Annotated in this window: 19 protein-coding genes; 14 read left to right on the forward strand and 5 right to left on the reverse strand. The window is 43.6% G+C overall.

Annotated elements, in window-relative coordinates:
• The first annotated feature begins 3 nt into the window (after positions 1-3).
• From NX845_RS07255 to NX845_RS07285, 7 genes are all read left to right on the forward strand, one after another.
• Entirely contained in the window at positions 4-1,461 is a 1,458-nt protein-coding gene (locus tag NX845_RS07255) for a type II and III secretion system protein family protein (protein WP_076645913.1), read from the forward strand.
• On the forward strand, positions 1,451-1,720 hold the full coding sequence (locus tag NX845_RS07260; RefSeq protein ID WP_076645914.1) for a hypothetical protein: 270 nt from the start codon (positions 1,451-1,453) through the stop codon (positions 1,718-1,720). Before NX845_RS07255 ends, NX845_RS07260 begins: the two co-directional genes overlap by 11 nt.
• Positions 1,721-1,924: 204 nt before the next feature.
• Positions 1,925-3,139 (forward strand): AAA family ATPase, encoded by a 1,215-nt coding sequence (locus tag NX845_RS07265; protein WP_017095488.1) that lies wholly within the window; start codon positions 1,925-1,927, stop codon positions 3,137-3,139.
• 32 nt (positions 3,140-3,171) lie between these two features.
• On the forward strand, positions 3,172-4,623 hold the full coding sequence (locus tag NX845_RS07270; protein ID WP_065682811.1) for an ATPase, T2SS/T4P/T4SS family: 1,452 nt from the start codon (positions 3,172-3,174) through the stop codon (positions 4,621-4,623).
• Between the two features lie 10 nt (positions 4,624-4,633).
• Positions 4,634-5,599 (forward strand): type II secretion system F family protein, encoded by a 966-nt coding sequence (locus NX845_RS07275; protein WP_017095490.1) that lies wholly within the window; start codon positions 4,634-4,636, stop codon positions 5,597-5,599.
• A 3-nt stretch (positions 5,600-5,602) separates the two neighbouring features.
• Positions 5,603-6,574 carry a type II secretion system F family protein gene (locus NX845_RS07280; protein WP_017095491.1) on the forward strand — a complete coding sequence of 324 codons (972 nt, stop codon included), beginning with the start codon at positions 5,603-5,605 and terminating at the stop codon, positions 6,572-6,574.
• Entirely contained in the window at positions 6,571-7,587 is a 1,017-nt protein-coding gene (locus NX845_RS07285; protein WP_102299783.1) for a lipopolysaccharide assembly protein LapB, read from the forward strand. Before NX845_RS07280 ends, NX845_RS07285 begins: the two co-directional genes overlap by 4 nt.
• 131 nt (positions 7,588-7,718) lie before the next feature.
• Here NX845_RS07285 and chrA read toward each other — a convergent pair whose 3' ends face one another.
• Complete coding sequence (gene chrA / locus NX845_RS07290) at positions 7,719-8,864, reverse strand: chromate efflux transporter (protein ID WP_215514814.1); 1,146 nt, start codon at positions 8,862-8,864, stop codon at positions 7,719-7,721.
• Positions 8,865-8,964: 100 nt separating this feature from the next.
• On the opposite strand from chrA, the gene NX845_RS07295 reads away from it, so the two are divergent.
• Positions 8,965-9,894 carry a LysR family transcriptional regulator gene (locus tag NX845_RS07295; protein ID WP_065682814.1) on the forward strand — a complete coding sequence of 310 codons (930 nt, stop codon included), beginning with the start codon at positions 8,965-8,967 and terminating at the stop codon, positions 9,892-9,894.
• On the opposite strand, the gene NX845_RS07300 is transcribed toward NX845_RS07295, so the two are convergent.
• Together NX845_RS07300 and NX845_RS07305 are read right to left on the reverse strand one after the other, a co-directional pair.
• On the reverse strand, positions 9,887-11,002 hold the full coding sequence (locus NX845_RS07300) for a phosphatase PAP2 family protein (protein ID WP_215514813.1): 1,116 nt from the start codon (positions 11,000-11,002) through the stop codon (positions 9,887-9,889). The two genes, NX845_RS07295 and NX845_RS07300, sit on opposite strands and share 8 nt — an antisense overlap.
• Before the next feature lie 273 nt (positions 11,003-11,275).
• A complete protein-coding gene (locus NX845_RS07305) occupies positions 11,276-12,349 on the reverse strand; it encodes a LacI family DNA-binding transcriptional regulator (RefSeq protein ID WP_215514812.1) in 1,074 nt (357 codons plus the stop codon).
• 248 nt (positions 12,350-12,597) lie between these two features.
• Between NX845_RS07305 and NX845_RS07310 the strand changes: the two genes are divergently transcribed.
• A complete protein-coding gene (locus NX845_RS07310) occupies positions 12,598-14,700 on the forward strand; it encodes an alpha-galactosidase (protein ID WP_215514811.1) in 2,103 nt (700 codons plus the stop codon).
• A 101-nt stretch (positions 14,701-14,801) separates the two neighbouring features.
• Positions 14,802-16,499, forward strand: coding sequence for a solute:sodium symporter family transporter (locus NX845_RS07315; RefSeq protein WP_017089766.1), 1,698 nt, complete (start codon positions 14,802-14,804; stop codon positions 16,497-16,499).
• Positions 16,500-16,750: 251 nt separating this feature from the next.
• On the opposite strand, the gene NX845_RS07320 is transcribed toward NX845_RS07315, so the two are convergent.
• Both NX845_RS07320 and NX845_RS07325 read right to left on the reverse strand, forming a co-directional pair.
• Entirely contained in the window at positions 16,751-18,091 is a 1,341-nt protein-coding gene (locus NX845_RS07320; protein WP_017095499.1) for an MATE family efflux transporter, read from the reverse strand.
• A 281-nt stretch (positions 18,092-18,372) separates the two neighbouring features.
• The gene (locus NX845_RS07325; protein WP_215514810.1) at positions 18,373-19,455 is read right to left on the reverse strand and encodes an ABC transporter ATP-binding protein; all 1,083 of its coding nucleotides are present in this window, start codon (positions 19,453-19,455) and stop codon (positions 18,373-18,375) included.
• Between the two features lie 296 nt (positions 19,456-19,751).
• On the opposite strand from NX845_RS07325, the gene NX845_RS07330 reads away from it, so the two are divergent.
• From NX845_RS07330 to NX845_RS07345, 4 genes are all read left to right on the forward strand, one after another.
• Entirely contained in the window at positions 19,752-20,672 is a 921-nt protein-coding gene (locus tag NX845_RS07330) for a carbohydrate ABC transporter permease (RefSeq protein ID WP_017080042.1), read from the forward strand.
• Complete coding sequence (locus NX845_RS07335; protein WP_004734435.1) at positions 20,672-21,523, forward strand: carbohydrate ABC transporter permease; 852 nt, start codon at positions 20,672-20,674, stop codon at positions 21,521-21,523. The genes NX845_RS07330 and NX845_RS07335 overlap by 1 nt, the downstream gene beginning before the upstream one ends.
• Positions 21,524-21,699: 176 nt before the next feature.
• Entirely contained in the window at positions 21,700-22,926 is a 1,227-nt protein-coding gene (locus NX845_RS07340) for an ABC transporter substrate-binding protein (RefSeq protein WP_017095501.1), read from the forward strand.
• Positions 22,927-23,088: 162 nt separating this feature from the next.
• Positions 23,089-23,505: sugar-binding domain-containing protein (locus NX845_RS07345; RefSeq protein WP_405054868.1), on the forward strand; the 417-nt coding region annotated here is incomplete at its 3' end.

Below are 23,505 nucleotides of genomic sequence, written 5' to 3' on the forward strand. Positions count from 1 at the left end.
GATATGAAAATATTATTAGCGTGTGTTTTTAGCCTGATTTGTTTTTCAGCAGCCAGTGTTGCTGCTCTACAGACGGGAAAAACGGTCACGGTGCCGCATCATAAATCTACGCATGTGGTGCTGTCGGGAAAAGCGGCGAAGGTTTCTCTTGGCGATCCTGAAGTCTTAGACATTGTGATTTTGAAATCTAATGAGTTGTTCTTAATTGGTAAAAAATTAGGGGCGACGAATTTGATGGCTTGGGATTCGCGAGGTCAGTTGATTGAGTCGATTAACATCGAGGTTACTCATGATCTTAATAGCTTAAAGTCAAAGCTATACGAGTTTCTTCCTGATGAGACGATTGAGGTTCATAGTGCGCAAAACCGTTTGCTGTTAAGTGGGCAAATCAGTAATCAACAAAAAATGAATGTAGCGATGCGAATTGCCGAAACTTATGCGGCAGGACAGGCAGCGGATGATGCTAAAGAGAGTGGTAGTGAGCAAGCTGCTGCAACTGGTGTGATCAACTTGATGTCTATTGGTGGCGCACAACAAGTTATGCTTGAAGTGACGGTAGCCGAGGTTCAGCGAAGCTTAGTGAGAAAGTTCGATGCTAACTTCCATTTCTTCCAAACCAGTGGTTCTAACTTTTCGTGGGGTGCTTCATCAGTTCCTGCAGGTGTATTGGGCGCAACGCCAATTTTTGATATTCCAACCTCTACTGATTACGGGATTTTAGGTTCTTTCATCGATAGCAATACCTTGTTTACTTTTGCTCTTGATGTCGCGAAGCAAAATGGTGTGGCTAAGGTATTAGCAGAACCAAACTTAACCGCATTGAGTGGCTCAAAAGCGGAGTTTTTAGCGGGTGGTGAGTTTCCTATTCCTGTTCCCGACGACGATGGAATTACCATTGAGTACAAGGAATACGGGGTCGGATTGAAATTCATACCTACCGTACTCAGCGATAAAAAAATCAATCTTAACCTAGCGGTTGATGTGAGTGAGATAGCTAACAGCAGTTCATTGACTATCGATCCTGGTTCGACGAATGCGACCTACTTTATTCCGCCAATCACACGTCGAAGCGCATCTTCTACTCTTGAGCTGGCTGATGGTCAAACTATCGGGATCGCAGGGTTGTTGAGTGAGAACGTGCGAGATGTCAGTAACAAAATGCCGGGGATTGGTGATGTACCGATTTTAGGACAGCTTTTCAATAGCCAAGAATACATATCGGGTGAAACCGAGCTTGTCATCCTCGTTACACCGAGGCTCGCTAAACCAGTGGACCGAAGTAAAGTCACACTGCCAACTGATGCCTTTGTGGATCCGAATGATCTGGAATATTACTTGTTAGGTAGAAGCGCATACATTGCGGAGCCTTCTGATTCTGAAGACAGCAGCAATACAAGTTCAGACAAAGGAATCGCGCCAACTGATGGTGGCAGTGAAGGTTCATTTGGTCATGATTTATAAGGAGATAGATATGATTAGAACAATGATGGTCTTTCTCATAGTTGTACTCGTCGGTTGTGCCAATGACGCACCACTAGGGCAATCTGTGGCCACGTTAAAGATGGAACAAACATACAACCCTAATGCAACACAAGAGAACTTACAGGTTTTGCCTGATGGTACTGGGGAGCGCATGCAAGCTGGGTACGATAAGTATGTGGGTAAAGGTGATGAAGAACTCTCCGGAAGTAGCAGCCAGGTTTTAAATAGTTTTAATTAGCGCAAATGATTAGGTACAGATGCATCTAGTTACAAGTACTGTTTAGACGATCTCATTAGGGCAAATTAGATTTTTTGAACAGTGGTGCGAGATTGAATAGGAAGCGTCGTGAATAGGTTAGCCATCATCGTAATGAACTTAGTGTTTACCGTTAAGGCTTGATGGTATTAGGACAAGATGTCCACAATGAAGACAGGTGGGAATATGGGCGAAGCAATTGATATTTTACCTAATGAAGACGATGCGATTCGCCTTAAAACTAACTTGAATGTATGGCTGATTTATAACAATGAGAATTTTCACGCTCATATGAGACAGCAATTGAAACGTTGTCGAAACGTGCATATTGAGTCTTTTTCTTTGTTAGGTATGACTGAAGAGTATGTGAAGAATATTGATGCCCCAGATTTAATCTTTGTTGAAGCAAGCGGTGGCTGGGCTCAGAAAATGGTGGATTTGCAAAGCTACAATCTTCAGTTAGAAGAGCATGATTTATCTTTGGTTGTGTTTGGTGATGAAAGTGACAATGGGTCATTAAAAATAGCGCTAAGACTCGGTGCTTCGGATTTTCTGTCTCACGATATATCTATTTCTGGTCTTCTCCCCTTACTAAAGAAAACAGCGGCAGAGAAAATCGAAAACTCTAGCTACGGAGAAGTGTTCTTATTTATCAACACTAAAGGGGGTATGGGGGCGACGACCTTAGCGCTTAATACCGCCGTAGAAATAGCAAGTTATCACCCGAATGAGGTGCTGTTGCTCGATATTGACCTCCAGTTTGGTGTTATTCCTGAATATTTGAATATCACGCCGACCTACAGTATTTCGGATGCCATCGATAGCTCAAATGATTTAGATGAGATGTCCTTGAGTAGCTTGGTGAATAAGCACTCATCAGGGTTACACGTTTTAAGTTTCAAGCATGAAAATAACGCAGATGATTATGAACATGCTCAGAAAATCGGGAAGTTACTGCCCGTATTACGTCGCTTCTATCGCTACATTATTATCGACTTTTCTCGAGGGTTGGATCATATCTTCGCATCGGCTATCTCCCCTGCGACTAAGGTGTTACTTGTGGCTCAACAAACCTTAGTTTCGGTTAAAAATAGTAATCGATTAATTCGAACGCTCAAGTTTGAGTACGGGTTGCAGCAGGACTCAATCGAGATCATTGTGAATCGTTATGAAAAGCGACAAACAATTAAGCTAACAGATATAGAACAAACCGTTGGAAAGCATGACATCCATTTAATGCCTAATGATTTTAAGGTGGCTCTTGAGAGCGCTAATTTAGGTTTGCCGTTGGTTGAATCGAAGAAAAAGAGCTCAATTACACGGTCGATTATTGATTTGTCTCATATCCTTTCTCCGCCAGAACAAGAAGAGAAAGGTTGGCTTAAAAAAATATTTTCATAACACGTTTGTTACAGCATATATGAGGGATCGTTATGTTCTTTAAACGAAAAAATATTAATCCGGAGTTTGAAAAGAAAGTAGAACAGTTTTCCCAAGAGGAAGACGGCGTTGTATCGCCCCTCATTCAGAAAGTCGCTAACGTATCCCATGAAGCTAAGAGTTTAGAGGCGAGTGAAGAGCAAGAAAAGTCGATGAATGAGGCGAAAAAAGTCTTAGAGCAAGAATTGTCGATTAAACACTACTTTCATAAGCAGTTACTCGAAACATTAGATTTAGGGCTACTTTCTAGCTTAGATAAAGAGCGCGCCAAAGTAGACCTTCATGAAGCGATCGTTCAGTTAATGGCGGATGACCAAAGCCACGCATTAAGTGCCGAGGGGCGTAAGCGAGTCATCAAGCAAATTGAAGATGAAGTATTTGGCCTTGGCCCACTTGAACCATTGCTCGCCGATAAAACGGTGTCCGATATTTTGGTCAACGGACCTAAAAGTGTTTATGTCGAACGCCGAGGCAAATTAGAAAAAACACCGTATACGTTTTTAGATGATCGTCACTTAAGAAACATTATTGATCGTATCGTTAGTCAGGTTGGACGCCGGATTGATGAAGCGTCGCCAATGGTAGATGCTCGATTAGTTGATGGTTCACGAGTGAATGCCATTATTCCCCCTTTGGCCTTAGATGGCCCTTCCGTTTCTATACGACGTTTTTCTGTAGACAGCCTAACCATGGATAATCTGCTGGAATACAAGTCAGCCTCTCCACAAATGGCAAAGTTCATTGAAGCTGCCGTAAAAGGTGAGCTTAATATCCTTATTTCTGGTGGTACAGGCTCAGGGAAGACGACGACGCTGAATATTTTTTCTGGGTTTATTCCTAGAGATAAACGGATTATTACCATAGAAGATTCCGCAGAGTTACAACTGCAACAGCCACACGTGATTCGTTTAGAAACACGCCCTGCAAACCTTGAGGGTAAAGGTGAAATCAGTCAGCGAGAGCTAGTAAAAAACACCTTGCGTATGCGACCTGACCGTATTGTTGTCGGGGAGGTGCGTGGTAGCGAAGCTGTTGATATGTTAGCGGCGATGAACACGGGCCATGATGGTTCACTTGCCACGATTCACGCGAATACACCTCGTGACGCACTAAGCCGAGTTGAGAATATGTTCTCGATGGCGGGATGGAATATTTCAACGAAAAATCTAAGATCGCAGATTGCTTCTGCTATTCATTTGGTGGTTCAAATGGAAAGACAAGAAGACGGTAAGCGTCGCATGGTCAGTATCCAAGAGATCAACGGGATGGAAGGAGAGGTCATCACTATGTCTGAGATCTTCCACTTCCAGCGTCAAGGTATCGATGAGCATGGCAATATCTTAGGTTATTACACCGCAACCGGTGTTGTTCCTCAGTCTCATGATCAACTAGTTAAACGTGGTCTTGATTTGCCTTATGAGATCTTTACCGAGTCACATAGCTGAGGAGCCGATCATGGATAGTGTAACTGTATCGTTGGCCCTATTGTTTGTTGCGGTATTGTTTATTTCGCAAGCTTTGTTATTGCCAGCTGCCGGGAAAAAAGCTAAGCACAAAGAGCTATCTCGTCGTTTAAAAGAGACACAAAGAAATATTGATGAAGAGAGTTTGTCGCTCTTAAAAGACCATTACAACAAGGAACTTTCTCCCTTTGACCGTAAATTAATTGTTGTTCCTTTTTTTGCCGACTTAAAGCGCATGTTGGAATTAGCAGGCCTCAAAATCACATTAAGCCGCTTTTTGCTGATCGTATTCTTGGGCGGAATCCTATTGGCTTTGGTTGCTCTGGTGCTCAATCAAGTTTGGTTCATTTGTGTTGCCTCTTTCGTCTTTGTTTGGGTTGTTGCTTATCTGTTTGTTCAAAACAGAGTGACCTACAGAATGGCAAGGTTTGAGGAGCAGTTACCAGACGCCTTGGACATCATAAGAAGAGCCTTACAAGCGGGTCAGCCATTAGTTCAGTCTTTTAATGAGGTTGGCGAAGAGATGCCAGAGCCTATTGGGGTTGAGTTTAAGAACACCTATAACTTATTGAACTATGGTTATGATTTACGGCTCGCCATCTTACAAATGACAGAAAGAGTACCGACGGTTTCTATGTTGGCTTTTTCAAGTGCGGTCATGTTGCAGAAAGAAACGGGGGGCAACCTCTCTGAGAATCTGCAAAAAGTATCTGAGGTATTAAGAGCGCGCTTTAAGCTAGAAAGAAAAATCAAAACCCTTTCAGCTGAGAGTCGACTTTCTGCTTGGATACTGACGCTTTCTCCGTTTGCCCTATTTTTCGGTCTTAAATTCGTAAACCCTGAATACATAGAGCCTTTGTACAGCGATCCTAGAGGAATATCTATGGTCAGTGTAGGCGTGATTTTGTTGGCGATTGGGGCATTGTGGATAAGAAAAATAATAAATATCGAGATATAGATTATGGAATTCTTTGATTTAGAAGTATGGAAACAAACACTCTCTGAGTTCGGTATCACTAGCCAGACCCTGCTTTACGGGATGATTTTGCTGACCACTATGCTACTTACTCTTACTTTAGGGTTTCTTTTTGTCGGTACTCGATCCCCGTTGGATAAAAAGTTAAAACAGATTTCCGGAGGGAATCATACTGGTAGTCGCAAACCTTATGACTTTACCAACACTTTGGAGTCGCTGACGCCATTTATTGGGCGAGGGAACAAAAAAGATAACGAAACGTATTCAGAAAAATTAATGCATGCTGGATATCATGAAAAGAGCGCACTTTCAGTATTTTACGCCTTTAAAGTACTTTCAACATTAATAGGGTTTGTTTGTGCATTCACAGTGTTTTATTTAGACATAGGTGATAGTTACAACAACTTGCTGATTGTGACATGTATTTTTGTCGGGACATTCTTCCCCAATTTTGTATTGAGTAAAATGCAAAAAGAAAGACAGAGAAAAATCAGAAACGGTGTCCCTGATGCTTTAGACCTTTTGGTGGTATGTACAGAATCAGGTCTTGGTTTTAATGCCGCACTAGGGCGTGTCGCTAACGAGTTATACATTTCACAACCCGAACTTGCCGATGAGCTAGATACTGTGTTTGCTAAAATTCAAGCGGGTGTCACGATGCCAGATGCTTTGAGTCAACTCGTTGAACGAACTGGGCTTCGTGAGTTGGAAGGGCTTGTTTCTTTGCTCTCGCATGCTTCAAGAATGGGGGGGAGTTTAGCTCAAACCTTACGTGACTATACCGAAGATTTTCGAGACAAACGCCAACAAGCTGCGGAAGAAATTGCAGCAAAAATCCCTACCAAAATGCTATTTCCCATGTTGTTGTTCATTTGGCCTTGCTTCTTTATCGTTGCTCTTGGGCCCGGAATGATGATTGTAATGGATGCACTGACATCTCCAGGAGCGAGTTTATGATGCGAATGAACAGAATGGTTTTACTTTTACTACCGCTATTGATTCTCGGGTGCGCCTCTTCTGATGAGCCAACTAATCAGTTTGATGCAGAATTGTATTCGGGTAAGCCAATTGACACCTTAACCAGTGACGATCCACCCGTCAGCGAAAAAGAAGCAATCATGCGTGGTGATGTCGCACTTAGAGACAACAACATCGATTTAGCTCTCTATGAGTACATCCGATCTCTGTCTTTTCCTGAGCAAGAGTTTCACGATAAAACGCTATTTACGATAGGTCGAATTCACTCCTCGAGAGGCAATTACGCACTCGCTGAAAAAGCGTATTTGGCGGCATTAGATTTTAACCCTGCACATACTGAAGTATTAGAGCAGTTAGGTGTTTTATATACCAAACAACGCCGTACAGATGAAGGTCGAAGCTACTTCTTTAAAGCGATCAATGCCGACCAAGTTCGTTTAAAAAGCAGCGAAACGATTAAAAACTACCAAGCGTTAAGTCAAAGTGAAGTGGCAGGCTTGAAGGTTGACAGTATGTCTCCTGCTTTGGCTTACATGGGAATCGGAGTCTTGGAAGATGTAGAAGGCAAACATCAGATAGCCCAAGAGTATTTTAAAAAGTCGCTCACTATCGATAAAACTTCAGTGAAAGCTCTACTGAATATGGGTTATTCCCATTATATGTACGGCAACTACAAAGAAGCGTATCAATACACTCGTTCGGCTTTAGAGATCGAACCTAATAATGAGAAGGCTCAGAACAACCTTGCTCTCATTTATTTGGCATCAGGTGATGTAAAAAAAGCAATAAATGTGTTTATGCGTCATATGGATGCGCCGGAAGCTCTGAATAATGTTGGTTACTTTCTAATTATTCAAGGTCGACCTGATGAAGCGATTCCTTACCTGCAACAAGCCATCGACAAAAAACCTTCGTATTACAAAATCGCCAATGAAAACCTAAATCGAGCGTTAGCCGAGGTGAGAGAAATGAAGGCAAGCACACCAATATAGTGTTGTTCTATGAAGAGTTATTCTTCTTATGGTAAACAACGAAAATGAATTAGCCCCTGATGAGTGTCCTTATCAGGGGCTAATATTTGTAACTCAGTTTTGTATCTAAAGTTGGGTATCTAAGTACTTAATTATAAATAGTTAAGCATCGCACCAGCTGCGATAAAGGTACCAACTAACCCTACAATCGGCATCTTCATTGCTTTCAATAACCACACGCCAACAATGATCAGAGCGAAGTCTATGCCGCTACTCACTGCACTTGTGAAGATCGGTTGATATAGAGCCGCAAGTAATAGACCAACAACTGCTGCATTCACACCGGTAAGAGCACCAGCCACCAAAGGTTTACTCGCAATTGCCTGCCAGTTCTTCAATACACCCAGTAGCAGCAAGAAGCCCGGTAAGAACACCGCAATCGTTGCGAGCAGTGCCCCTGTGATCGGTGCTGATGGCATTAATACATAACCTAGGTAAGTGGCTAACGTAAACATCGGGCCCGGTACGGCTTGCGCTGCGGCATAGCCTGTTAGGAAGGCATCTTGAGACAGTTGGTCACCAATGCCATTCTGTAACAACGGAAGAACCACGTGACCGCCACCGAATACCAAGCTGCCTGCTTGGTAGAACAAGCCAAATACTTCAATGCCTTGAGAGTAAGCACTGAATAGAGGCAGACCAACCAGTAAAGCAACGAAAATCACGAGTGGTGTTAACGATATCTTGTGCGTCGAAGGTACTGTTTTCAATTCGTGTGAGGTTAAGAACTTACTGCCAACCATAGCAGCAAACAATAGAACTAATACCTGAGGCCAGATCCCAGGAATTAAAAGCAGAACAATCGCGGTTATCACACACAGTGTTGTTGCTATCTTTGATTGGCAAAAGTTTTTGTACATGCCGAAAGTGGCGTCAGCCACAACCACGACCGCGAGTAGCTTAAGTCCGTGGATGATTGAAATGAAAAGCGGTGCTTCCAACAACTGATTGCTCACTAAGGCCAATATCAACATTAGGATGACAGAAGGGGAGGTGAAGCCTACAAATGCGGCAATCGCACCGGTTAAGCCACCTTTTTTGTAACCAACCGCGAAGCCAACCTGACTTGAGCCTGGACCCGGCAGAAATTGACTGAGGGCGACAATTTGCCCGTACTCTTCGTCGGATAACCAATTCAGTTTCTCAACAAAGGTTTTACGGAAGTAGCCAATGTGTGCCGCTGGTCCACCAAAGCTAATCCAGCCAAGCCAGAAAAAGGTTTTAAAAATTGAAAGCATGATCGATTCCAGATAAATGTTTAGCGTAATTTAGGTGGAGTTGGACTATGATTCAAATTAATTGTTTTAATTATAACTATGAATGATATGGGATTGTTTTGTGGCTGACTTTAACTGGAAAGGAATTGATCTTAACTTATTGATTGCACTACAGGCACTGTATAAAACGAACAGTGTGAGCAAAGCGGCTGAGCGTTGTTATGTCAGCCAATCAGCGATGAGCCATAGCTTACAAAGACTGAGAAAGCTGTTTGATGATCCTTTGTTTGAGCGGGTCGGTAGCAAGATGGAAGCGACCGACCGAGCCATTGAATTATCAAGCACCGTCGATGCGTTGCTTAATACTATTCAATCTGAAGTTCTGTTGTCCAAAAGGTTTGAAGTTGATAGTTATAGAGGCAGCTGGAAAATAGGGCTGACCGATTACGCTGAACAGATGTTTGGCCCAATGATCTTTGACTTTATTAAGCAAGTTTCGCCAAGCTCTCAAGTCGCGTTTTTCAACGTTAATCGAACCAATTATCAGCAGGTATTTGAAGAGGCTAAGCTAGATATTGCGATAGGCAGTTTTGGTGAAGTGCCTAAATTGTATGGCACAGAACTTCTCTATACTGAGCAACATGTCTGCTTGCTTGATGAATCGGTGTTGGATGTTGAGTTGCCTATGTCACTGCAATCATTTGTCTCTGTGGAGCACGCCTTAGTATCGCCTAATGGAGCCCTAAAAACCGCAGTTGATACTAAATTGGCTGAGCTGGGCTACACCAGAAAAGTGGCAATCGCATCGAGCAACTTCTTAACGGTAAAGCGATTGATCAGTGGCAGAAAACTATTGTGTATTGTGCCTAAGTTAGTCGCTAGAAACGCCCCTAATGTCGACAGTTCACTGATAGCTGTCACCCCGCCAATAGACGTTCCTGATTTTGATATACAGCTTGTTTATCGTAAGGGAAAGCAATTAGACGACAAGAATACTCACTTGAGAAAAGTGATCTCCCAGGCGGTTGAGATTGTCATTGCTGTTAAGTGATTGATGGTGAGTTTCTTCTAAGCATGTAACCTATCAAGTGCCAGAGGGTAATAACCATTAGTGCGCCGACATAACCGTCAACAGCGTAATGCCATGCCAAATGCACCGAACCAACCTGAATAAAAAAGGCGTAAATCCACGCTATGTAACCGAGTTTCTTATTCAATTTGAATGATGTCATCGCAATCAGAACAGATATGGTTACATGCATGCTAGGCATGGCTGAGATGCCAGTCCCTATATCTCCAATACCTCCAACGTAGCTTGCCCAAAGCGCATCTTGAGTACTGAGTGCCCACAAAGACATAAAGCCACGTTCAGTGAGTTCTGCGCTCTGCATGTTTAATCTTTGCATCAAAGGAAGATACAAATCTTGGTCATTGAAGTGACTAATAAAAACAGGGCCGGCTGATGACAGAAGGGTCGCCATTATGTTCCCAATGATAAACCACGAACTTAAGAATGTGAGTAAAAACTGGTTGCGAAGTTGGTCATCTTTACGGTAAATGACAAAATAAAGCAGCATTCCCCACATGATAAAAAACCACAAGTTGTACAAGATGTTGATGGCGAGTGAAGCTATTGAATTCGGTAAAAAAAAGTGGGTAATTTCCCAAGGTGAAATGCCAAAGTGCAACCATTTATCTAAATGGTAAAAATCGAGATCTAAAAAATATGGATTGAGATAAGGAATGACTGATTTTAAGAAGGTATAGCTAGAGAATGAGATGTTTAAGACGAGCATTAATAAAATAAAGTAGAGCGGCTTTGATACTGGAAACAACAGAGTTTTAATTTTATTGATGAATTGTTTAGTGGGTCTTTTTTCTCGATTGAACAATAAATGGCAGTAGTAGTATGTCGCCCATAAAATAAAGGTGACGTAACAGACCGTGGCTAAGATCTCTAAGTAGGTATATATGTTGTATCGAACTTCATGAGGCACGAAATAATTAACAACTAACGTTAACGGTGTCGTAAATGCAACATAATACAGAATCAGTTTGTTTCTTCTGAATTCATGAAGTAAAGACGACAATAAGTTTGATTGTTCTTTTTGAGGAGTGGGTTTGGCGGTGGTCGTCTCTGAATCCATATAGCCCTTCATCAAGATTTCCTATCATGATTAAAGGTTAGTTCATTTGAGCTGGTTTTCTACTTTAGCGTTATTCGCTTTAGTAAAAATAACCGAAATAATTCCTTCCATTTTTCACAACTCGACTATACTTAATTTACGACTCAAAGCAGTCGTAAAGAATAGGCTTTTTGATTTACCTAAGTAAAAAAATTGGTTATATCCTCATGATATAGCTTAAAAAACTACCAGGCTAAACGGACTTAGTTGGTCTTAAAGCGCTAGCTCCCCCTAGCGCTTTTTCTTTTATGTCGATTCTGGCAAAAGGGTCTGAATTCTTTTTAGCAGTTGCTCGATCTCTTGTTTTTCATAGTGAGTCCTCACCTTAGGTTGGCTGCTTTCTCTTGGGAGTAATGCCGTTTCGATATGGTGCTGCAGTAAAGCATCTTGTGAGTTAGCGTTGAGCTTCTCTGCAAGTACCACAGCTTGTCGGCCAATCGTGGTGAAGTCTTGTTTGATGGTGGTCAGTGGTGGATTAAAAAACGCACTGTCTTCTATGCCATCAAAGCCGACGACCGCAACCTTATCAGGGACAGGTATCTGCAGTTCTTGCAGTGCACGTAAAGCTCCCAATGCCATCTGATCACTTGCCACTAACACGGCATCAAATACGGCTTGTTTAGCGACAGCTTCTCGAACGCCAAGATAACCACTTTCTGCTTGCCAGTTTCCTTGATATTGATACTGCACCTTACTCTCTGCATCTGATAACGCGGCTAACCAACTTTGGTGACGAATCTTTGAGGCGCTGGATTCGTTCGGACCAGTGATTAACAGGAAGTCCGTTCGTCCGCTCTCAAGTAGATGTTGAGCCGCCAGTTTTGCTCCTTCCGCATGATCACCGCAAACATAGTTCACTTGGCTGTTAGAAGGGACATCAATGAAGATTAGGTTGAGGTGCTGATATTGTTCCACTAACCATTCTGCATCGGCACTCTTTAATGGCACATTCAGAATTATGCTGTCGACCTGTTGAGCCATCAGTTCACGGATTGCCTCACGGGTATTCGCGAGATTGGGCTCGGCAACAACAGAGAAAGCAACGCCATAACTCATATCATGAGCCTGCATTCGCACGCCATTGGCGATCATTGCTGCGCCATGCAGTGCCATATCGAGAGTGACTAAACCAACGCTGGTGGACTTGGCTCTACTGAGCATTTGAGCACCTTTATTGGGTACATAACCCAGTTGCTTTATCGCGGCGTTAACCTTGTTACGGGTGGATTCCGCGACGTCTTGTGAGCCATTGGTTACTCGAGATACTGTCTGGGTAGATACCCCTGCCAGTTTTGCTACGTCTTTGAAGGTGATACTCATCGCTCTGCTCATCGAATATTTTAGAGTGAAATAAGCCTACCGAAATTTACCAAACTAAACTCTGCTCACTCTCAAATAAATGTCTTTTAAAACATTAAAAATGTTTCCGGAAACAGTCGATCTTGTGCAAATTTTTCGAATATTAAAGCCAATTTACATCACGATTTTGTGGGTTTTGGATACTAATCTGGCGTGATGGGTTCACTATTATTTCTATATTATGTTTACGAAAACAATAGAGATTAGTAATGAACGAATTTATTCACTTAAAGAGTAAAAACCATAGTTTGATCATTAAATCAGGGCGTGTTCCAGAGGTTTTGCATTGGGGGGCAAAGATCGCAAGTATTGATGAAGATCTTCTGCTTTCGACAGAAAGACCGATTTCTCAAGCGCGACTAGATGTGGATGTGCCTCTCTCTCTTTGTCCTGAGTTAGGCAGTGGGCACTTTAACGCTCCGGGCATTGAAGGTCATAGAGAAGGGCTTGATTGGGCTCCCGTCTTTAAGACAGTTCGTTACGATGCTCAAGATCAAGACGTGAGTTTCCTCCTTGAAGACAAGGTTGCTCTACTGGATCTTAAGGTTGAGATCAAACTGGATTTCGAATCTGACGTCGTCCAAAAGCGTGTAACCGTCACCAATAAAGGCAGCAATAAATACTACCTGAATAAGCTTTCTTCTACGTTGCCATTGCCGAATCACGCCAACGAACTCATGACGTTCCATGGCCGTTGGTGTCATGAATTTCAAACGCAACGTCAGCGTTTTGAACATGGCGGCTTCATGCAAGAGAACCGTCGCGGTCGTACTTCACATGAAAACTTCCCTGGCATGTTTGCAGGCACTCAAGGGTTCTCAGAGCAGAACGGTTTGGTGTGGGGATTTCATTTGGGTTGGAGCGGTAACCACCAAATGCGCGCGGATGTTCGTAGTGATGGCCGCCGCTTTGTTCAAGCGGGAGAGTTATTGCTAGCGGGTGAATCGATTCTAGAACCAGAGGCAACTTATCAGACACCTTGGCTCTATGGCTGTTACAGCAACTCAGGTTTAAATGGCATCGCGCAACGCTTTCAACAATTTGTTCGCGACAACATTATTAAATTCCCAACCGATAAACCTCGTCCCGTTCATTTAAACACATGGGAAGGGATCTATTTTGATCACAAGCCTGACTACATCATGCAAATGGCAACAGAAGCGGGCGTGATGGGCGTTGAGCGTTTCATTATTGATGATGGTTGGTTTGTGGGGCGTGATGGTGAACGCACGGCACTGGGCGACTGGTATTTGGATGAAGTGAAATACCCAAATGGCTTAGAACCTGTGATTGAACATGTTAATCAACAGGGTATGGAGTTTGGCCTGTGGGTTGAACCTGAGATGGTTAGCCAAGACTCTAATCTTTATCGAAACCATCCGGATTGGGTACTTGGTCTACAAGGGTATCATCAACCATCTGGTCGTTGGCAATACGTGTTAGACCTACAAAATGAAGCGTGTTTTAACTACTTGTATGAACGCCTCAATGCGCTGCTGACTCGATACAACATCACTTACCTTAAGTGGGACATGAACCGAGAGTTGGTTCAACCTGGGCATCAAGGTAAAGCTGCGGTGCATGGTCAAACTAAAGCGCTATACCGTCTTGTTGATGAGTTGAATCTAGCGCACCCAGAAGTTGAGATTGAATCTTGTTCTTCGGGCGGCGGCCGTATCGATTTTGAAATTCTAAAACGAACCCATCGTTTCTGGGCATCGGATTGTAATGATGCCTTAGAGCGCCAAGCCATTCAGAAAGGCATGAGTTACTTCTTCCCACCAGAAGTGATGGGGGCGCACATTGGCCCAGCAGAATGCCACTCAACCAACCGTCGTCACAGCATCAATATGCGTGGTGTAACCGCACTCATGGGGCACATGGGTGTTGAGCTTGACCCTGTTAAAGAGTCACCGGAAGAGAAACAAGCATTCTCACATTACATCTCACTGCATAAGCAATTTCGTCATGTTTTGCATTCTGGTCGTAGTTTCCGAATGGATCCTTCGGACAAAAATCAGAATATTTATGGCGTTGAAAATGACGATGAAATGCTGATCACCGTGTGCCAATTAGCGATGCCTGAATATGCTCTGCCTTCGCCACTTCGTATTAGCTGTGTGGAAGACAACGCGATGTATCAAGTGAAGTTAGTGGACATGCCAAAAACCAGTTTCCAGTTGATGAAACAGCGCCCCCAATGGCTCGACAAAACGTTGACCCTGAGTGGCGATAACCTCAAGGAAATTGGATTGACCTTACCGATTCTAGACCCAGAGTCAGCCTTGATTGTTCATCTGAAAAAGATATGAAGCGCTAACTCTGAGTACCCCTACAAATAAAATTCTAAATATAAAAATATAATCGGCAGCGAGGAATTGCTGCCGCAATAACTAAACTTAAGGAAAACAAAATGTCTATTACAGTTCTGCTGTCATTCTTGTTATTTACTGGTTTTGTTGTCGCGTTTACCTACAACAAAGTTAAAAATGACAAGAACACCTCACAAGACGGTTTCTTTCTTGGCGGAAGAAGCTTAACCGGTGGTTTGATTGCCAGCTCCCTAATTTTAACCAACTTGAGCGCGACTAGCTTTGTTGGCATGAGTGCACAAGCTTATACCCACAACATGAGTGTCATGGGGTGGGAAGTGGCCTCTGGTGTCACTTTGGTGATCATCGCTTTGATGTTGGTACCGCGTTACCTGAAGCAAGGGATAACGACGATTCCAGACTTCTTAGAGAGCCGTTACGACATGTCGGTGAAAAAGTTTGTGACGTTACTTTTCTTGTGCCAGTACGTCATCAATATCTTGCCAACCACACTTTATGCCGGTGCCGTTGTTTTGGGGGAGATCTTTGATGTTCAAGCTTTGCTAAATATTTCAGAGTTTAGTTCAATAGCCCTTATTTCGGCGACGATTGGTCTACTTGGCTTCTTTTACGCGATTTATGGCGGCCTAAAAGCGGTCGTGATTGCCGATACTATTAATGGTGTTGGTCTTATTATTGGCGGCATGATGATCCCCGTGTTTGGTTTAATGGTGTTGGGTGAGGGCAGCTTTGGTGCTGGCTTGGATATTCTGCTTTATGCCGCGCCAGAGAAACTGCAATCGGTTGGTACAGAGACTGATCCACTGCCGTTCTCAACCTTGTTTACAGGTCTTCTACTTGTGAACCTTTACTACTGGGGTACGGATCAATCAATCATCCAGCGTGCATTGGGTGCTAAGAACTTAAAAGAAGGTCAGAAAGGGGTGATTCTTGCTGGTGCGATTAAGGTTATCTCTCCGCTGTTCCTAATTATTCCAGGCATCATTGCATTCCACATGTTTGGTGCAGATGCCGGTAATCCAGACACTATGTACACGCGCTTGGTTAACGAAGTTTTGCCTAAGCCGTTGGTTGGCTTCTTTGTCGCGGTTATGTTTGGTGCCATCCTAAGTACATTTAATGGCGTGCTTAACAGTTCGACCACTCTATTTGCATTGAATGTCTACAAACCTTTGTTTGGCCAAGGCAAAACGGATGAAGAGCTGGTGGGTAAAGGCCGTATCTTTGGCGTTGTAATCGCGATTATCTCGGTATGTATCGCACCATTCATCATGTACGCACCAGAAGGTCTGTTCCAATACCTACAAATGGTAGCGGGCTTCTTCAGTGTGCCAATCTTTACTATCGTGTTTGTGGGTTACATCTCTAAACGTGTGCCAGCTCTAGCGGCTAAAGTGGCATTGGTGGTATTTGTAAGTTCATACGCTGCGATGCAGCTAGTGTTCAAAACACCTATTCACTTCTTACACCAATTGGCGATTCTGTTTGTTGTATGTACAGCGCTGATGTTCATCATTGGCTACTTCATGCCACGTGAAGATGATTACGTGATGCCTGTGAATGAAAATATCGATGTCACACCTTGGAAGTTCCGTTTCGAAGCTTCGGCTATCATTCTCTACATGGTATTAGGTGCTTACGTGATGTTCTCTGATGTTGGTTTTGTCTCGGATGATCCAACCATCATGCAGGTGTACGGTGTGTGCGGCATTGTAATGTTAGTCGGTATTTTTGGCCGATTAGCAAAGCGTAAGAAAGCGCTTGAAGCTGCCGCATAACCTCCACTGAGCCTGCTATTTGTTCTTTTAAAATGAGCTTGATAAGTAAAAGGATCATAGTAGGCCAATAACTTTAAAGGCATCTCAATTGTAATGAGTGAGATGCCTAACATATTGTTTTTATGATTGGTTATTGTCTGGCTACTTACTACTTACTACTTACTACTTACTACTTACTACTTACTACTTACTACTTACTACTTACTACTTACTACTTACTACTTACTACTTACTACTTACTACTTACAAATTTACAAAGAGAATCGAGTCCATTTCTTCGCTCGCCAGCGACGAACCATAATCAATCCGCGGAACCATTCGTCCATCGCGATTGCCATCCAAGCACCAAATACGCCATAACCCCAATGCACACCAAGTAAATAGCTCATCGCAACGCCAATGCCCCACATGCTAAGAATGCCCATTTTGATCGGGAACTTAATATCGCCTGCGGCTTTTAAGCAAGAAATGAAAATCAGATTAAACACGCGACCACCTTCTAAAAGTATCGAGCCTGCGATGAGTGCGGCAGTCAGTGCGATGATCTCTGGGTCTTGAGTGAAGAGATCCAAAATCTCGAATCGGAAAATATAGACCACGCAGGTAATGGTGATAGAGGCGATGAAGCCTACTACAAAGTATCGTTGTACACGGTTGGCTATCTCATCTATCCAACCTTTACCTATGTAATAACCCGTTTGGATTTGGCTACCTTGGCCGATGGCTAAGGCAAAGGCAAAAGAGAGGCGTGCGATGTTTTGTGCGTAAGTAAACGCGGCCAGTGAAGACGTTCCCATCTGAACCACAAAGAAGGTAATACTGATTTGCGCCATGTTGTAAGAGAGTACTTCTCCAGCGTTCATAGAGCCGATCTTCATGATTTTTTGATAGATAGCTTTAGGCACAGATTTGAACTGTTTCATCGGTAGGTCAATGCCTTTGTTTCTTACGACACCGATTAAGATCAATAAGCCGATCACTTGGCTAATGACTGTCGCTGTTGCAACCCCTTGTACGCCGTACACTGGCAACCCGAAAGGTTGGTAAAGTGCACAGTAGTTGCCGAAGATGTTGATCACACCTGCAATCATGTTGATGACCATCGGTGATTTTGAATAGCCATGGCTGCGCAGAATCGTGGTGAGAACGACACCTATCGTGACATTAAAGGTGAGAGCACCACTGATAAACAGATACTCTTGAGCGTACTGTTCGACTTGAGCTTCCAGTTGGTAGAGAGGAATAAAATATTCAGCACCAAGAATCGCAATCATACTGAGTAACACACCGGTAATAATGGCCAAGATAATGCTCGCCACGCCCACGTGAGCGCTCTCTTGAGTGCGAGAAGCACCGTTGTACTGTGCGATTAGGATGCCTGTACCACTGCTGACCATAGTTGAGACGATGATCAGAAAAAAGGATATCTGAGAGATAACACCAACGGCAGACACGGCTTTGTCTGAGTACCCCGATAACATGAATACATCACTGGTGTTGAGTGCGGTTCTTAGAAGAACTTCGATAAAAATTGGCCAGGTGAGCGCAACGATTCCCATGCGTTTATTTAGGGTGGAATCAGCATTAGGCATTTGGGTTTTCTCAGAAAGGGGTAAGCGACACTATAGTTTAGCCATTATTGAGTAAACGACTATCAAATTAATGTCCGGATAGCTATTAAGGGTAAATAAAGTTCGAATAAGCCTTCATAGGCCAACATTTAGGTGTGAGTTATGAAACTTTTGAGAGATGTTTCATAAGGTAAAGAGGAAGAAAGTGGAAGCGTTTAACTACTTAAAAGTGGCACAAGCAATGAGTTTGAAATGAAGTGGTAAAGCTAGCGACATCGAGCTAGCTCTACCGTTTTTAAAGCCTAGTTAATACGCTGACCTTCAGCATCAAACAGATGGCAATCTTTTGATGCGAAATTTAAATTGAGAGACTGATAACGTGCGACCTCTTGATCTCCGGGTAGGTGGACCTTAAAGCTATCAACGCCACATGATTGGCCAAACATATAGGTACTATTGCCCAATCGTTCTACCACTTCGCTCTGGAACTCAATCGTGATATCTGACTCGCCATTGATCTCCAAATGTTCTGGTCGAATACCAAGAGTCAATTTTTGTCCTTCGGCAAGGCCATCACTTGGCAATGGTAGAGTCATTTTATTAAGTCCATTGACGGTCAGTTGGGCATGAGTTTCTGAGATGCTGTTCACGATACACGGTAAGAAGTTCATTTTCGGAGAGCCAATAAAGCCAGCCACAAACTCATTTTGTGGAGAATGATACAGTTCGAGAGGTGAACCAACTTGTTCTACTCGACCATCTCTCAGTACTACGATCTTGTCAGCAAGCGTCATTGCTTCGACCTGATCGTGCGTGACATAAATCATGGTATTTTGCAGATCTTGGTGCAATTTGGCGATTTGTAAGCGCATATCGACACGAAGTTCAGCATCTAAGTTTGATAAAGGCTCGTCGAATAAGAACACTTTTGGGTTGCGAACAATTGCTCGACCGATAGCAACACGCTGACGTTGTCCACCTGAAAGTTCTTTCGGTTTACGCTTCAATAAAGGATCTAGTTGAAGCGTTTTCGCTGCACTCGTGACTTGTTTCTCGACGACTTCTTTAGCTACCCCGTTCATTTTCAGGCCAAAGCCCATGTTTTCTTCAACCGTCATATGCGGATAAAGGGCGTAGGACTGGAATACCATCGCCACGCCACGCTCGGCAGGATCGACATCGTTAACCAGATCATCGCCAATATGGATCTCACCTTCAGTAATCTCTTCCAAGCCAGCAACTAAGCGTAAGAGAGTTGATTTACCGCAACCAGACGGTCCAACGAATACTACGAATTCGCCGTTACTTATTTCTAGATCAACACCATGGATCGTTTGAACATCACCATATCGTTTGATGACCTGTTTTAAGCTGATATCAGCCATGCTCTCTCCTTGCTTCGTTGGACTGCATCTCTTTGCCTTTAAAACATACGCTTTCATCAGAAATTTGTTAGGTGCCTCGCATGATTTATTGATCGTGGTCATATAAATTTGGCGATCTATACTGATTTTTGTGGAAACGTTTACAAAAATAAAACATAACTGTGCGTAATATTATCAATAAGCCTAATATTTGAACGTAATTACCATAAATGCTGAGTTGCTAGATTGAATTTAGAAATCTAGGTGGAAATTAATCAAATAGTAAATGAAGCTTTTAATACAAGGAATTTCGGGAAATGGAGCAATCTGTGAAAACGATATACCCAGAAAATCGCATCCCATCGGCGAAAAAGAAAAGGCGCATTAGTTCTAAGGTGTCACCTTGGCTGTTCTTGGCGCCAGCCATCGCTATCTTCTCTCTCTATGTTATCTACCCCATCTTGGACAGTATCTGGCTGAGCTTCTTTGAGTGGGATGGGTTAGGCGAAAAAGAGTGGGTGGGGCTTGAGAACTATCGTGAGCTATTTGACTCAGATGCTTTTTATACTTCGTTAACGAATAACTTCCTTTGGTTGATCTTCTTTATGCTTGCGCCACCGTGTGGCTTGGCGATTGCCCTTTTCTTAAACCAACAAGTGAAAGGCATTCGTGTCGTTAAATCCTTATTCTTCTTCCCCTTTGTTATTTCTCAAGTGGTGGTCGGCCTCGTATTTTCTTGGTTTTATGACCCGTCATTTGGTCTTTTCAATATGGTATTGGGTACCTTCGGTTTTGAGCCCGTTTCAATACTTGCTGATGAAGACTACGTCACCTATGGAATCATCGCTGCTGGTCTGTGGCCACAAATTTCTTACTGCATGATCTTGTATCTCACGGGGTTGAACAACCTCGACCCAGAGCAATTAGAAGCGGCGCGACTGGATGGTGCAAAGAAGTGGCGCATGCTCTGGTATGTGGTGTTGCCTCAACTAAGACCGGCGACGTTTATTGCCGTGGTCGTGACCGTGATTGGTGCCCTGCGTTCTTTCGATTTAGTGGCAACCATGACGGCGGGTGGACCTTGGGGCAGCTCGACGGTACTGGCGTATCAAATGTATGAAGAGTCTATCTTTAACTATCGAATGGGTTACGGTGCAGCGGTTTCTGTGGTGCTGTTTCTGATTATGGATATCTATATCGCTTACTTCTTGTGGCGCATGTTAAGGAGTGAAAAATAATGTTTCCGCAACCAATTCAAAAAGCCGGTCGCTTTACTAATATCAGCTACCGAGTCGCGTTACCTATCTCGATCGTGATGTGGTTATTACCGCTAATCGCCGTGATGATGACGTCGATTCGGTCGATGGATGACATCAACAAAGGTAATTACTGGGGCTGGCCGAGCGAGATTCAGTTCATTGAGAACTACACCCAAGTTTTTACCTCCACCTCAATGGGGCAGTACCTAATCAATAGCTTGATCATCACACTGCCAGCGGTCGCAGGGGCTGTCGCTCTTTCGACTTTAGCTGGGTATGCCTTGGCGAAATACAACTTCAAAGCCAACGTTTGGATCTTTGCGATGTTTATCGCGGGCAACTTTGTTCCGTTCCAAATTTTGATGATTCCAGTGCGTGATTTAACGATTGGACTTGGCCTTTACGATACCCATTGGGCATTGATTTTCTTCCATATCGCTTTTCAAGCCGGCTTTTGTACCTTGTTCATGCGTAACTTTATTGTTGGGATCCCAGATGCCTTGATCGAAGCGGCGCGTGTTGAAGGGGTGAGTGAATGGAAAATATTCTGGCATGTCGTACTCCCTTTGGTTCGCCCAGCTTTAGCAGCGTTAGCCGTGTTGGTGTTTACCTTTATTTGGAATGACTTCTTCTGGGCACTAGTACTGGTTCAGAGTGATGACGTTCGCCCAGTAACCGCGGGGTTGAGCTCACTTCAAGGCCAATGGCTGGCGTCTTGGCAGTTTATGTCGGCGGGTGCAGTGGTTGCGGCTATCCCACCGGTAGTGCTGTTCTTTACCATGCAAAAGCACTTTATCGCAGGCCTGACATTAGGTGCGACCAAAGGGTAAATAACGAGATAAGAATCGATACACGAACCTAGCAATAGCGACGGCTTTAGTCGTTATTGCTACCGACATCCCGAATGGATGAATCATTGAAGAGAAACTAAAACACGAACAACCCTACGAGAGAAAACAATAAGAATTGGACTTAGAGAGCTTAGCTCCATAACAAGGACCTCAATATGAAATACGTGAAACATATCGCTGCCTCTGCAGTGCTCGCTGCCTCCATGTCTGCAACCTCGTTTGCAGGCACTTTGGTCATAAACTCTGATGCTTCTGATCCAGCGCCAAAAGAGGCGTGGGGTGAGATCATTAACCGTTTTGAAAAAGAAAACCCAGATATTACGGTCAAGTACAACTTGTACGATCACGAGTCGTACAAAACAACGATTCGTAATTGGTTGGTCACTTCGCCGCCGGACGTGGTTTTTTGGTATGCGGGTAACCGAATGAAAGCCTTTGTTGACCGCGGCCTGTTTGAAGATGTGAGTGATATTTGGACTGACAACAACATGAAGCAAGACTTTGCGTCAGCCGCACCTGCAATGACGGTGAATGGCAAGCAATTTGGTGTGCCATACACGTATTACCAATGGGGTATCTACTACCGCAAAGACATTTTTGAACAGTATGGAATTGCTGAACCTAAAACATGGGATGATCTGAAATCGGCATCGGCAACGCTGAAAGAAAATGGTGTGGCGCCGTTTGCGATTGGTACTAAGTACTTGTGGACTGCTGCGGGTTGGTTTGATTACATCAACATGCGTACCAACGGCTTGGATTTCCATATTCAGTTGATGGAAGGCAAGGTGCCTTATTCTGACGAACGTGTGAAGAAAACGTTCGCTAACTGGGCTGAGCTTGTTGAGCCTGGTTACTATCTAGAAAATCACGCCTCTTATTCTTGGCAAGAAGCTCAACCTTTCTTGTACAACGGTAAAGCGGCGATGTACCTGATGGGTAACTTCATCACGCCTAACTTCCCTGCTGAGTTGGATGGCAAGATGGATTTCTTCCAATTCCCTGTCATCGACCCAAGTGTTCCTATGTCTGAAGATGCGCCTATGGATACGCTACACATTCCTTCAAAAGCGAAAAATAAGGAAGATGCACGTAAGTTCTTAGAGTTTGTTGCTCGCGCTGAAAACCAACAGCTGATCAATGAGATGCTGTTACAAATTCCGACCAACAATAAAGCCAAAGCCAAGTCAGATCCGTTCTTAGATAAAGGCGTAGCAATGCTTGCTTCTACCGATGGTACGGCTCAGTTCTATGACCGTGATACCGATCCTGCGATGGCCAAAGAAGGCATGAAAGGCTTCCAAGAGTTTATGGTTCACCCTGACCGAATCGAAAAAATCTTGAAGAAACTCGATAAGGTGAGCAAGCGTACCTTTAAGTAATATCTCAATAGCCGCAGCGGTTCTGGCTGCGGCTTTTCTTTTGTCTCTCTAGGGATTATTGCCAGTGCTGATTCGTTGGTGTTCGTCATGTTTGAATGTTATGGAGCACTGAGTATCACTTGCAATGATTCACTTTGAACGGTTTATCGTAAGGAACACTCAATGAGAACTTTCTCTCAAATCATCTCTGCCCGTGAATGGGAAAATCAACACATCACTCATCATAACGTTGTTGAGGCTCATGCTCCTTTGAATGGTTACACCTCTTTGGCTGAGGCTGTGGGGAAGAACTCGTCACGCACCTTGTCTCTTAATGGGGTTTGGAAGTTTCAGCTGTTCGGTTCGCCTGAGTTGGTCTGCGAAGAGTTTGTCTCTGAACATTTTGATGATTCCTCATGGAAGTCGATCACAGTGCCAAGCAACTGGCAGATGCAAGGCTTTGATAAACCGATCTATACCAATGTGAAGTATCCTTTCGCTGATAACCCTCCCTTCGTCCCTAGCGATAATCCGACAGGGCTCTACCGAACGCATTTTAACTGCACAGAACCGGAGCTATTAGATACCCATAGGCTGACC

It is taken from the genome of Vibrio sp. NC2, from assembly GCF_025195005.1.
In the GTDB taxonomy this organism is placed as follows: domain Bacteria; phylum Pseudomonadota; class Gammaproteobacteria; order Enterobacterales; family Vibrionaceae; genus Vibrio; species Vibrio splendidus.

Bases quoted from the DNA above. Each gene is read 5' to 3' on its own strand.
- NX845_RS07255 (WP_076645913.1), top strand. From the start codon at position 4: ATGAAAATATTATTAGCGTGTGTTTTTAGCCTGATTTGTTTTTCAGCA.
- NX845_RS07260 (WP_076645914.1), top strand. From the start codon at position 1,451: ATGATTTATAAGGAGATAGATATGATTAGAACAATGATGGTCTTTCTC.
- NX845_RS07265 (WP_017095488.1), top strand. From the start codon at position 1,925: ATGGGCGAAGCAATTGATATTTTACCTAATGAAGACGATGCGATTCGC.
- NX845_RS07270 (WP_065682811.1), top strand. From the start codon at position 3,172: ATGTTCTTTAAACGAAAAAATATTAATCCGGAGTTTGAAAAGAAAGTA.
- NX845_RS07275 (WP_017095490.1), top strand. From the start codon at position 4,634: ATGGATAGTGTAACTGTATCGTTGGCCCTATTGTTTGTTGCGGTATTG.
- NX845_RS07280 (WP_017095491.1), top strand. From the start codon at position 5,603: ATGGAATTCTTTGATTTAGAAGTATGGAAACAAACACTCTCTGAGTTC.
- NX845_RS07285 (WP_102299783.1), top strand. From the start codon at position 6,571: ATGATGCGAATGAACAGAATGGTTTTACTTTTACTACCGCTATTGATT.
- chrA (WP_215514814.1), bottom strand. From the start codon at position 8,864: ATGCTTTCAATTTTTAAAACCTTTTTCTGGCTTGGCTGGATTAGCTTT.
- NX845_RS07300 (WP_215514813.1), bottom strand. From the start codon at position 11,002: ATGAAGGGCTATATGGATTCAGAGACGACCACCGCCAAACCCACTCCT.
- NX845_RS07305 (WP_215514812.1), bottom strand. From the start codon at position 12,349: ATGAGTATCACCTTCAAAGACGTAGCAAAACTGGCAGGGGTATCTACC.
- NX845_RS07310 (WP_215514811.1), top strand. From the start codon at position 12,598: ATGAACGAATTTATTCACTTAAAGAGTAAAAACCATAGTTTGATCATT.
- NX845_RS07315 (WP_017089766.1), top strand. From the start codon at position 14,802: ATGTCTATTACAGTTCTGCTGTCATTCTTGTTATTTACTGGTTTTGTT.
- NX845_RS07320 (WP_017095499.1), bottom strand. From the start codon at position 18,091: ATGCCTAATGCTGATTCCACCCTAAATAAACGCATGGGAATCGTTGCG.
- NX845_RS07325 (WP_215514810.1), bottom strand. From the start codon at position 19,455: ATGGCTGATATCAGCTTAAAACAGGTCATCAAACGATATGGTGATGTT.
- NX845_RS07330 (WP_017080042.1), top strand. From the start codon at position 19,752: ATGGAGCAATCTGTGAAAACGATATACCCAGAAAATCGCATCCCATCG.
- NX845_RS07335 (WP_004734435.1), top strand. From the start codon at position 20,672: ATGTTTCCGCAACCAATTCAAAAAGCCGGTCGCTTTACTAATATCAGC.
- NX845_RS07340 (WP_017095501.1), top strand. From the start codon at position 21,700: ATGAAATACGTGAAACATATCGCTGCCTCTGCAGTGCTCGCTGCCTCC.